Source organism: Comamonas sp. (genome assembly GCF_036643215.1).
GTDB lineage: Bacteria > Pseudomonadota > Gammaproteobacteria > Burkholderiales > Burkholderiaceae_C > Comamonas.
The window spans coordinates 25179-36530 of the sequence record NZ_JAVXSJ010000003.1 but is presented as its reverse complement, the minus strand read 5'-3'; the positions used below and the strand labels follow the sequence as shown (position 1 = coordinate 36530).

Below are 11352 nucleotides of genomic sequence, written 5' to 3'. Positions count from 1 at the left end.
ACTTGCGGGGCTTTCATTTGATATCAGGCTTCTCACTTGGTTTCTGCCGGGGCAGAGATGGCATCTGCGCCATGCTTTTCACCACTCATATCCACCTTGTCGCCCGCCTTCATGATGACGAACAGCGACACCGCTGCAAACACGATAAATCCAACCACCAGCTTCCACATGCTTGTCTCCAGTCTTTTGATGTTGTCGCGAACGGCTGCACTTTCCATGCACTGATCGCTATCCATTGAAACCGGCACACATTTCTCGGAGCTTACTGACGCAAGCCGAATGCATAAGAAAAAACCCCATGTCTTTCGACATGGGGTATGAACTTGGAGTAATGGTCTGCATTATCAGCTGCAGGTGCTGGATACACCGCTTACGCGGTGCACAAATTAGAAGTTGTGGCGCACGCCCAGAGCGAAGGAGCTGAAGTCTTGACCAGCCGCACCAGTCATGTAGCTAGCACCCGCCTTGTTGTTGACCTTGGTGTAGTAACCGTAAACCTTGGTGCGCTTGCTCAGGTTGTAGTTGTAGCCCAGTGTGTATTGCAGTGCGCTGCTCTCAGGCACATTTTTCAAACTGCCTGCACGGCCTACGTTCAAATGGAACTCGCTGGCACCCAAGAAATAGGCACCCGACAGGCGATAGGCAGTACGCGTACCAACCCCAGCAGCTGGTACCTGGTCAAAGCCAAAGTTCTTGCTGCGCTGCACATAGCCGCCGAGGATGATAGAGCCAAAGTTGTAAGAAGCGCGAACCGCGTACTGCGAGGCATCGTCGAATTTGGTATAGCCTGCGCCCAGACCCAGGCCACCATTTTCATAGTTGGCGGCTACGTCATACTGGTTCTTTTTACCAAATTGGGCGGGATTTTTTTCGTGCAGATAGGCGCCGGCTTCCACATTGAAACCACCAAAAGTGGGAGTCTTGTAGCTGATGCCGTTAGAGCTGTAAGGCTGCGAATTCTTGTCGTTGGTTCCGTAGGCGTAAAACGCATCGGAGGACTTGCCTGTGTCGTGGTTGTGCATGCTGATGTAATCAGCAGTGACGTAGTAGGATGGCGCCAACCAGTGACCCAAACGCAGCATACCGAAATTGCCAGACAGGTTCACTTCAGATTGACGATTGAAAGACAGTCCACCACCAGCACCAGCACCAGTATCAGACGCAAACCCAGATTCCAGAACGAACCCGGCCTTCAAACCACCGCCGAGATCTTCGGTGCCCATCAGGCCAAAACGCGAAGCATTGTTCTCCATCTTGGTGTTGTTCACATCACCAATCTTCTGGCGCTCAACAGTGGTGTTGATACGGCCATACAGCGTCACGCTGCTCTGTGCCATTGCGGTCGTTGCGCCCATCACAGCCAATGTGGCCAGTGCGATGCGAGTCATCTTGGTCATTCAATGCTCCTGTATCTTGAGATAGTGTTTTTGCACCGCATTGGCTGTAGGTTTGATGCCTTACCGCGGCTAGGATTGATTCTAGGTGTGCCACTCGAAAAAGCTTGATCTGCATCTCAAAAAATCGCCGCGATGATGCTTTGTTGCCACACCTTTGTCACAACCCATCTCTAAGTAAAAACGATAATGCCCGCGCGGCATGAGCCTTGCGGGCATTGAAAATGGTGCTGCGTAATTTGCAGCACCCGTCAAACAAATCAGTCTTCTGCGTAGATGTCGCGGTCCTTGGTTTCTGGCACAAACAGCGTACCAATCACAGCGGTCACGCCCGCGATGATGATGGGGTACCAGAGGCCGTTATACATATTGCCAGTCTGCGCCACGATGGCGAACGACATGGTCGGCAGCAGACCGCCAAACCAGCCATTACCGATGTGATAGGGCAGGCTCATCGAGGTGTAACGGATGCGTGTGGGGAACAGCTCTACCAACATGGCTGCGATAGGGCCGTAGACCATGGTCACCAGCAGCACCAGATAGAACAAGATGGCTACCATCAAGGGTTTGTTCATCTTGCTGGGGTCTGCCTTGTCAGGGTAGCCATCCTTCTTCAGGGTCTCGGTCACGGCCTTGTTGAATGCAGCACTCTTGGCCTTCAACTCGTCGCCACTCAAACCAGCCAGTGAATAGCCGGGGATGGTGTCGCTGCCGATCTTGATGACCGCAGACGTTCCGGCAGGCGCATCTTCACTTTCATAGCTCACCGAGCGGTTGGCCAGGGCTTGCTTGGCCACGTCACAGGAACTGGTGAACTTGGATGTCCCGGTCGGATTGAACTGGAATGAGCATTCCGCAGGGTCAGCAACGATGACCACCTTGTTCTTAGCCTGTGCAGCAGCCAGGTCAGGGTTGGCCGCTTCAGTCAGTGCCTTGAACGCGGGAAAGTAAGTCAGCACAGCCAGAATACAGCCCAGCATGATGATGGGTTTGCGACCAATCTTGTCCGACAGCGTACCGAAGATCACAAAGAACGGCGTGCCCAGCAGCAGCGCAGCCGCAATCAGCAAGTTGGCCGTCACAGCGTCCACCTTGAGCTGCTGCGTCAGGAAGAACAGCGCGTAGAACTGCCCCGTGTACCAGACCACGGCCTGGCCTGCCGTCAAACCGACCAGCGCCAGAATCACGATCTTGAGGTTCTTCCACTGACCGAAAGACTCCGTCAGAGGCGCCTTGGACACCTTGCCTTCCGCCTTCATTTTCTGGAAGGCAGGCGACTCAGACAGCGTCATGCGAATCCACACAGAAACCGCCAGCAGCAAGATGGACACCAGGAAGGGAATGCGCCAGCCCCAGTCCACAAAGGCCTCTTCGCCCAGAGATGTGCGCACACCCAGAATCACCAGCAGCGACAGGAACAAACCCAGCGTGGCCGTGGTCTGAATCCAGGAGGTGTAGGCACCGCGCTTGCCGTCCGGCGCATGCTCGGCCACATAGGTAGCAGCACCGCCGTACTCACCGCCCAGCGCCAGGCCTTGCAGCATGCGCAGCACGATCAGGATGATGGGCGCAGCCACACCAATGCTGGCATAGGTTGGCAAGATGCCCACGATAAAAGTGGACAGACCCATGAGCAAAATCGTCACCAGAAAGGTGTATTTGCGCCCGATCATGTCTCCCAGGCGGCCAAACACCAGTGCACCGAATGGGCGCACGATGAAGCCCGCCGCAAAGGCCAGCAGCGCAAAGATAAAGGCGGAGCCTGAATCCAGACCACTGAAGAATTGCTTGGCGATGATGGCCGCCAACGAACCGTACAGATAGAAGTCATACCACTCGAAAACCGTTCCGAGTGATGACGCAAAGATGACTTTGCGCTCCTCCGGGCTCATCGGCCGCGGGGCCGACTTACCTCCCACATTTGCTGTCGCGTTGATGGCCATGGTTGTCTCCTTGATTTTTGAAATATCAGGCGCTGCCAACTCACCTGCTTGCCCAATATCAAAGCGACAACTGACCGCTAACTTACAAAAATTCGCTTTCCAAAATTTCAAGACAGGGCTTTACCCGACCCTCTCCGCACTTACCCGGGTTCATTTTTTCCCGATGTGAAAAACCGGGTGGAAACACCGATAACGTAAGTAAGGAGGCGGTCAGACGGGCTTCTCAGAATGCACCGACCAGCAAGCCATTCGCACTGGATCGCTGGCTGTAAATATTCGAAGGAGACAACGCTGTGAGAGACCCGGTGATAGAGACCATCCAAAACAACCCCGCCTACAAGGAACTGCGCCGCAAACGCAATCGCCTGGGCTTTTCGCTGACCTTGCTGATGCTGGTCGTGTACTACGGCTATGTCGCGCTGATCGCATTCGACAAAGAGCTACTCGCCACGCCCATTGGCGCTGGCGTGACCACGGTGGGCATTCCCATCGGTATGGGCGTCATCATTTTTTCCGTGATCATTACCGGCCTCTATGTGCGTCGCGCCAACAACGAATTTGATCAGCTCACCCGCGACATTCTCAAAGGCGTCAAATCATGAAGCAGCGCAACTCTTTGCAATGGCTGGCAGGCGCTGCGGCGCTGGCTGCTGCCGCTCCCGTGCTGGCAGCCGGCGGCGATGTGGGCAATGCCGCCAAGCAGGCCACCAACTGGACGGCCATCATCATGTTCACCGCCTTCGTGGTGGCCACCTTGTGGATCACCAAGTGGGCAGCAGGCCGCACCAAATCTGCAGCGGACTTCTACACTGCTGGCGGCGGTATCACCGGCTTTCAGAACGGTCTGGCCATCGCGGGCGACTATATGTCGGCCGCCTCGTTTCTGGGCATTTCCGCCTCCGTCATGGCCAGCGGTTATGACGGCCTGATCTACTCAATCGGCTTTCTGGTCGGCTGGCCTTTGCTCACCTTTTTGCTAGCAGAACGTCTGCGCAATCTGGGTCGCTTTACCTTTGCCGACGTAGCTGGCTACCGCTTTGCGCAAGCGCCCTTCCGCATCTTTGCGGCCTGCGGCACGCTGGTCGTTGTGGCGTTCTATCTGATTGCCCAGATGGTCGGTGCGGGCCAGCTCATCAAGCTGCTGTTCGGTCTGGACTACTGGATTGCCGTGGTGCTGGTCGGCGGCCTGATGATGGTCTACGTGCTGTTTGGCGGCATGACGGCCACCACCTGGGTGCAGATCATCAAGGCTTGCCTGCTGCTTGCCGGTGTGACCTTCATGGGCTTCATGGTGCTGGCCAAGTACGGCTTCAGCCCCGAGGCACTGTTTGCCGAAGGCGTGAAGGTGCGCACCCAGATTGCGGCCAATGGCGGTGCCGAGCCGTCCGTGGCAGAAAAGCTGGGCCTGGCCATCATGGGCCCGGGCGGCTTCATCAAGGACCCCATCTCCGCCATCAGCTTCGGCATGGCGCTGATGTTCGGCACGCTGGGCCTGCCCCACATCCTGATGCGCTTCTTCACCGTGCCTGATGCCAAGGAAGCGCGCAAGAGCGTGTTCTGGGCCACCACCTGGATCGGCTACTTCTACGTGCTGATCTTCATCATCGGCTTTGGTGCCATCACCCTGGTGCTGACCAACCCCGAAATGGCCGACACGGCCAAGGGCATCATTCACGGCGGTGCAGGCACAGCCAATATGGCGGCCGTGCTGGTGGCCAAGACCGTGGGCGGCGATGTGTTCTACGGTTTCATCTCGGCCGTGGCATTTGCGACCATTCTGGCCGTAGTGGCGGGCCTGACCCTGTCGGGAGCCTCCGCCGTGTCGCACGACCTGTACGCCACGGTGGTCAAGAAGGGCAAGGCTGACAGCGCTTCCGAACTCAAGGTTTCGCGCATCACCACGCTGTGTCTGGGCGTTGTTGCAGTGCTGCTGGGCATTGTGTTCGAGAAGCAGAACATCGCCTTCATGGTCTCGCTGGCCTTTGCGGTGGCAGCTTCGGCCAACTTCCCACCGCTGCTGCTGTCCGTGCTGTGGAAAGACTGCACCACCAAGGGTGCTGTGATCGGCGGCTTCATGGGTCTGGTCTCCTCGGTGGGCCTGACCGTTGTGTCGCCCTCGGTGTGGGAAGGCACGCTGGGCAACCCAGCTGGCTCGGCCTGGTTCCCCTATGCCTCGCCCGCACTGTTCTCCATGGCGATTGGCTTCTTCGGCGTGTGGCTGTTCTCTGTGCTCGACAAGAGCGCGCAGGCCGCCAAGGAGCGTGAGGCTTTCGCTGCGCAGCAAGTGCGTTCGGAAACCGGCCTGGGCGCAGCCGGCGCATCGGGTCACTGATGACGAACAGGCCCGGTGCAAAGCCGGGCCTTTGAGGTTAATTACGCCAACGGAGCTTTGAGTTCCTCAAATGGCCCGCAGAAACGCTGCTGTTTCTGCGGGCCAATTTCATGGCGTGCCCAGTCCGCCGTTTTCCGCCAGCTCAAACAACAGCTCTCTTGCCCACTGGTGGCCGGGCGAGCGATGCGTGCGCTCATGCCAGGCCGCCGTCTTGGTGAAGCCCGGGATCTCCAGCGGCGGCTCCAGCACCACCAGACCCGAGTCCGGCGTGACCAGGCGCTGCGGCACGACAGCGATCAAATCGCTGCTGCGCAGTATCTCGGGCAGCACGAGAAAACTGGTGACCGATAGCGCCACACGTCGCTGACGACCAAGACGCTCCAGCGCCTCATCCGTCACGCCGCGAAAGCTGCCACCGCCGTAAGAAACCAGCGCATGGTCGAGCTCGCAAAAGCGCGTCAGCGACAAGCAGCGCCTGCGCGCATCCGGATGATCGGCTCGCATCACGCAGACATAGCGTTCATCGAAAAGGCGGCGCGCATGCAGATCTGGAGCCGTGTTTTCCGGCGTGATCAGCGCCAGATCGATATCGCCGCGCTCCAGCCGCTCGTGCAGCGGCAGATGCTGGGCTGGCACCACGGCCACGCACACGCCGGGGGCACGCTTTCGCAACACGGCCAGAAACGGCAGAACCACGGCCTGAAGCGCGTAATCCGTGGCGGCGATGCGCAGCGTCATTTGCGCCGTGGCCGGATCAAAGCCCTGGGGGCGTAGCAACGCCTCAGCATTGCACAACAGCTCCTTGAGCGGCCCGGCCAGCGCCTGGGCACGCAAGGTGGGGGCAATGCCGCGCTGCGTGCGCACAAACAGCGGGTCGTCAAAGCTCTCCCGCAGCCGCGTCAGCATGCCGCTGACTGCAGGCTGGGTCAGCGACAGGCGCTCGGCGGCGCGGGTCACGCTGCGCTCGTCCAGCAGCGCGTCCAGGGCCTTGAGCAGGTTCAAATCCAGATTTTTGATATTAGCTGGCACGATTTCATAAATCACAAATATCGATTGGATTTATTTCAACACAAGCACGATGATTGCTTCCATCCCATTCACAAAACCCCTGCTTGCATCGTCTTCATTGACCCGCCGACCATTGCCGACCCCCGACCAAAACCTTGCCTTCATTGACAAGAAGGTTGGGCCCGCGATGACAGGCTAGACGGCCAATAGGGCGCAGCAGGCAAATGCTGCACCCCCTCATACCGGCTTAACCTTCACATTTCGATAGCAGCTACCGCTTGCAAAGCATCGCTTTGATATTCAATTCATTCCTTAGAGAAGGATTGATTAGCGCCAAGTGCTATCAAATTTTCTAAAAATGCCCAAAACAAGCTGGGCATTCGGCAAACCACCCTCCCCCAAGCTTTTCACCATGTCCGCACTTTTTAACCCTTTCACTCTCAAAAGCCTCACGCTGCGCAACCGCATCGCCATCCCGCCAATGTGCCAGTACAGCGCCACCGACGGCCTGACCAATGACTGGCACCAAACTCACTACACCTCTATCGCGCGGGGTGGTGCTGGACTGGTAATCGTCGAAGCCACAGGCGTCTCGCCCGAAGGCCGCATCTCGCCGGACTGCACAGGCCTCTGGAACGATGGCCAGATTGAGGGCATGTCCCGTATTGCCGCCGGTATCAAGGCCGCAGGCTCCGTGCCCGGCATCCAGATCGGCCATGCCGGACGCAAGGCCAGCGCCAACAATCCCTGGGAAGGCGACGAACACATTGCCGAAGGCGATGCACGCGGCTGGCAGCCCATCGCGCCATCGGCCATCGCCTTTGGTGGCGGCCTGCCACGCACACCTCGTGCCATGACGCTGGAAGACATCGCCCGCGTGCAGGCCGACTTTGTGGCCGCTGCCCGCCGCGCACTGGAGGCTGGCTTTGAATGGCTGGAGCTGCACTTTGCCCACGGCTATCTGGCACAGAGCTTTTTCTCGGCCCATAGCAACCAGCGCACTGACGCCTACGGCGGCAGCTTCGACAACCGCGCACGCTTTCTGCTGGAGACTGTGGCTGCCGTGCGCCAAGTCTGGCCCGAGCACCTGCCGTTGACGGCACGTTTCGGCGTCATCGAATACGACGGCCGCGACGAGCAAACTCTGGAGGAATCCATCGCCGTCACCAAGCAGATGCGCGAGCGCGGGCTGGACCTGCTCAACGTCAGCGTCAACTTCGTGATTCCCGATGTGAAGATTCCATGGGGCACGCCCGCCTTCCTCGCCCCCATCGCCCAGCGCGTGAGCCGCGAAGCCGGCATCCCCGTGGCATCGAGCTGGGGCATGGATGACCCGCAAACTGCAGAGCGCATCGTGGCGGATGGTCAGGTTGAACTGGTCATGATCGGCCGCGCCCATCTGGCCAACCCGCATTACACGTACCAGCTAGCCCAGACTCTTGGCGTGGATCGTCCTGACTGGACATTGCCCGCACCCTACGCTCACTGGCTGGAGCGTTACCGCGGCGCAGGCAAGCTGGCCGCAGCGAAGTAACTGACTGGAAAGATACCTACAGCGCAGCAGGTCTCCGTGTCTGCCTCAAATCAGGCCAGACTTCACATGGGCCACTGCCTGCCAATGTGCATCAAACCAGCTATCACCTTCAAGATAGCTGCGCAGCATGGGCAGTGCATCCAGTCCCCAGAAGACATGGCCATCCACCTCCCACGCGGGTACGCCAAACACACCGGCCTTGCTCGCTTGCTCGGTATTGGCACGCAGCCATTGCTTTACTTCGTCACCGGCTTCGTCATGGCGCTTCTGTTCCTGTAGCAGGGTGCGCAAGCTCTGCAAGCGCTGTGGGTCATTCGCATCCTCACCACCCACCCAGACATGCTGCATGACCGCCTGAGCCACAAAGCGGTTAATACCGCCATCACGCCCATGGGCCAGCGCCAGCCGCAGCAAAGGCGTGGGCTTGAATGGGTGCTGCGCCGGCATCTGCAAGCCAATGCCCAGCGAATGCCCCAGCCATGTCGCATGCCGGTAAGTCCACAGCCTTTTGGCTGGAATGCCTGCCGGGCCGGGGTTTGCATTGCCCTGCAGCAACGCACCCAGCAGCACCGGGCGATATTCCACGTGATAGCTGAGGCCTTGCAACGCCTTGGGCATCTGCTCCAGCGCCAGCCAGGCATAAGGGGAAACAAAATCCAGATAACAGGTGATGTGCTTCATGCCGGCTCGCATTTTGAGAACGGGTTAATCGTCAGACTTCAGATTCGCGCGGATCTTTCAAGCCCGCGCGCTGCAGCAGCTGCCCCCAGATCTGTAGACGCAGCTCGCTGTCGCCCTTGGACCAGGCACGAATTTCATCAATGGTTCTGAAGCAGCCCTTGCAGTGGCTGCGATCTTCCGTCATGCGGCAGACATTGATGCAGGGCGATGCCACGGGTTGATCGGCCTCGGCCCAGACCAGGGCTACCTCGGCCTTATTGGCCAACTGCACCAGTTGTTGCGCTTGCTGTTCTTGCAGCTCTTTTTGCTCTTGAAGAAGTTCTGTACTCATGCCTGCACCACCACATCCGACCAGGGAGCGTCCGTCAGTTGCTGCAACTGCTCAGGAGACGCGGGAAACACACCATAAGGATGCCCTGCGGCAGCCCACACCGTATCAAAGCGCTGCAGCTCGGCATCCATCAAAGTGACGACCTTGCTGGCATGGGCCACAGGGCTTACGCCGCCAATCGAAAAGCCGGTGCTGGTTTTGACAAAGTCCGCATCAGCACGCCCTACAGGGCCAACCAGCGCGGCGACTTTTTTCTCATCCACACGCTTGTCGCCCGATGTCACCACCAGCACGGCCACGCCATCCATGCGGCGCTTGAAGATGATGCTCTTGGCCACCTGCCCCACCAGAATGCTGAGCTGATCGGCGGCCTCTTGCGCAGTGCGCGCAGCACCATCCAGCATCTGCGGCGCATGAGGATGGCCGGCATCCTGCAAAAAGCGACTGACGCGCTGCACACCTTCCGGCAGCGCATGAAGTTCTGACCCACACATTGTTTTGTTTTCCTGGAAATAGCGCCGCACCCAAGCAGCGCCCTAGCCTCTACTGTGCCAGTTTGAATTTGAGCTGCACCAGCTCCAGCTGCAAATCACGCAGGTCTTTCTGGACATAGGCGATATGGCTGGCACTGTTCTTGGCATCCCGTGCCTCGCGTAATTCTTTTTTCTTGGCGCTGATGCGGCGCTCCAGCTCTCTCGCATGCTCCTTGGCTTCAATGATTTCACGCTCGGGGCTATAGCCTTGCAAAAAGGCTCCCTCGACCTGAGCGGGACAGTAGCCGTACTGATACTTGTTGCCTGCCTCGGCATAAGCCTTACCGCTTTGGGGTGTGCAGAAGTCCCGCAGACCGCGCATCCAGCCTTGCTGATAGGCGCGTGTGTCCATCTGCACGCCTTTGTCCTTGCAGGTTCTGAAATGGCGCTTGGCGCGGGTGTTGATATCTTGCTTTCCATCCATGGCGTCGAGTTGCCCCAGATAGGCCCAGTCGGTGTCTTTGCACTCCTGTGCATCCATGGTGCTGCAGCCCGATAGCACCAGCGCGAAACACAGTGCCAGAGAAAAACGAAATCTTGCTTCCATGGGCCTGATAGTAACAACGCCCATGCGGCTTACGTCACAACATCAGCCTGCGCGTTTGGCGAGCAATGCCCTGGCTACGCGCGACTGCGTGGGGCGGCCCAGATGCTCGCTGATGAACTGGCCTGCGTCGATGAGCTTGTCGAGGTCGATGCCCGTCTCAATGCCCATGCCGTGCAGCAGATAAACCACATCTTCGGTCGCGACATTGCCCGTTGCACCCTTGGCATAAGGACAGCCGCCAAGGCCGGCCACCGAGGACTGAAAATTCCACACTCCCAGCTCCAGCGCCGCCAGCGTGTTGCTCAATGCCTGGCCGTAGGTGTCATGAAAATGACCCGACACCTGATCAACCTCGAAATGCGCCAGCGTGGCCTGCAGCGCCTTTTGCACCTTGATGGGTGTGCCCACGCCAATGGTGTCGGCCACATCCACGCGCTGCACGCCAATACCCTTCATCAGGCCTGCCACATAGCCCACTTTTTCAGGCGCAATCTCACCTTCATACGGGCATCCCACGGTGCAGCTCATGGCTCCGCGCACGGCAATGCCCGCATCCAGCGCGGCCTGCACCACGGGGGCAAAGCGCTCAATGCTTTCGGCAATCGAGCAGTTGATGTTCTTCTGACTGAAAGCCTCGCTGGCCGCGCCAAACACCACGATTTCATCGGGCTTGCTCGCCAGAGCGGCTTCAAATCCTTTGAGATTGGGTGTGAGCACCGAATAAAGCACCCCGCTCTGGCGCGCAATGCCCGCCATGACCTCGGCGTTGTCCGCCATCTGCGGCACCCATTTGGGTGACACATAGCTGGTGACTTCGATCTCTTTGAGGCCCGCGTCCTGCAGGCGCTTGACCAGCTCGATCTTCACGGCGGCTGGTACAGGCTGCTTTTCATTTTGCAGGCCGTCGCGCGGCCCTACATCGATGAGTTTGACGCGTGCGGGGTACTTCATTTCGTTCTCCTATCGTTTCTTTACGCTGACTATTGAACAAGCACACCCCTTGCGAGAGACGCCTAGCAAGGGCCGCCCCGCAGCGTTGGTGTCGTCCC

12 protein-coding genes are annotated in these 11352 nt (G+C 58.6%); 3 read left to right on the top strand and 9 right to left on the bottom strand.

Annotation, left to right across the window (positions count from 1 at the left end; all coding sequences use genetic code 11):
• Window positions 1–32 precede the first annotated feature (32 nt).
• The 3 genes from RSF91_RS03335 to RSF91_RS03325 all read right to left on the bottom strand — a co-directional run bounded on the left by RSF91_RS03335 (window position 33) and on the right by RSF91_RS03325 (window position 3337).
• The gene (locus RSF91_RS03335; RefSeq protein WP_332567263.1) at window positions 33–218 is read right to left on the bottom strand and encodes a hypothetical protein; all 186 of its coding nucleotides are present in this window, start codon (window positions 216–218) and stop codon (window positions 33–35) included.
• A 168-nt stretch (window positions 219–386) separates the two neighbouring features.
• Window positions 387–1397: a porin gene (locus tag RSF91_RS03330; protein WP_332567079.1), complete on the bottom strand. Its 1011-nt coding sequence runs from the start codon at window positions 1395–1397 to the stop codon at window positions 387–389.
• 257 nt (window positions 1398–1654) lie between these two features.
• Window positions 1655–3337: an MFS transporter gene (locus RSF91_RS03325; RefSeq protein WP_332567078.1), complete on the bottom strand. Its 1683-nt coding sequence runs from the start codon at window positions 3335–3337 to the stop codon at window positions 1655–1657.
• 293 nt (window positions 3338–3630) lie between these two features.
• Here RSF91_RS03325 and RSF91_RS03320 point away from each other — a divergent pair, with 293 nt between their 5' ends.
• Both RSF91_RS03320 and RSF91_RS03315 read left to right on the top strand, forming a co-directional pair.
• Window positions 3631–3939 (top strand): DUF485 domain-containing protein, encoded by a 309-nt coding sequence (locus RSF91_RS03320; protein WP_332567077.1) that lies wholly within the window; start codon window positions 3631–3633, stop codon window positions 3937–3939.
• The gene (locus tag RSF91_RS03315) at window positions 3936–5669 is read left to right on the top strand and encodes a cation acetate symporter (protein ID WP_332567076.1); all 1734 of its coding nucleotides are present in this window, start codon (window positions 3936–3938) and stop codon (window positions 5667–5669) included. The genes RSF91_RS03320 and RSF91_RS03315 overlap by 4 nt, the downstream gene beginning before the upstream one ends.
• A 108-nt stretch (window positions 5670–5777) precedes the next feature.
• Here RSF91_RS03315 and RSF91_RS03310 read toward each other — a convergent pair whose 3' ends face one another.
• The gene (locus RSF91_RS03310) at window positions 5778–6698 is read right to left on the bottom strand and encodes a LysR family transcriptional regulator (RefSeq protein WP_332567075.1); all 921 of its coding nucleotides are present in this window, start codon (window positions 6696–6698) and stop codon (window positions 5778–5780) included.
• 391 nt (window positions 6699–7089) lie between these two features.
• Between RSF91_RS03310 and RSF91_RS03305 the strand changes: the two genes are divergently transcribed.
• Entirely contained in the window at window positions 7090–8211 is a 1122-nt protein-coding gene (locus RSF91_RS03305) for an NADH:flavin oxidoreductase/NADH oxidase (RefSeq protein WP_332567074.1), read from the top strand.
• Between the two features lie 45 nt (window positions 8212–8256).
• Here the strand turns inward: RSF91_RS03305 and RSF91_RS03300 are convergent, their stop codons facing one another.
• The 5 genes from RSF91_RS03300 to RSF91_RS03280 are packed head-to-tail and all read right to left on the bottom strand — an operon-like array spanning window position 8257 to window position 11254.
• The gene (locus RSF91_RS03300; RefSeq protein WP_332567073.1) at window positions 8257–8892 is read right to left on the bottom strand and encodes a 2-hydroxychromene-2-carboxylate isomerase; all 636 of its coding nucleotides are present in this window, start codon (window positions 8890–8892) and stop codon (window positions 8257–8259) included.
• A gap of 31 nt (window positions 8893–8923) precedes the next feature.
• Complete coding sequence (locus RSF91_RS03295) at window positions 8924–9223, bottom strand: DUF1289 domain-containing protein (RefSeq protein ID WP_332567072.1); 300 nt, start codon at window positions 9221–9223, stop codon at window positions 8924–8926.
• Window positions 9220–9717, bottom strand: a complete 498-nt coding sequence (locus RSF91_RS03290; RefSeq protein ID WP_332567071.1) for a YbaK/EbsC family protein — start codon at window positions 9715–9717, stop codon at window positions 9220–9222. The genes RSF91_RS03295 and RSF91_RS03290 overlap by 4 nt, the downstream gene beginning before the upstream one ends.
• 49 nt (window positions 9718–9766) lie before the next feature.
• Window positions 9767–10303, bottom strand: coding sequence for a DUF2799 domain-containing protein (locus tag RSF91_RS03285; protein WP_332567070.1), 537 nt, complete (start codon window positions 10301–10303; stop codon window positions 9767–9769).
• A 42-nt stretch (window positions 10304–10345) separates the two neighbouring features.
• Window positions 10346–11254 (bottom strand): hydroxymethylglutaryl-CoA lyase, encoded by a 909-nt coding sequence (locus tag RSF91_RS03280; protein ID WP_332567069.1) that lies wholly within the window; start codon window positions 11252–11254, stop codon window positions 10346–10348.
• Window positions 11255–11352 lie beyond the last annotated feature (98 nt).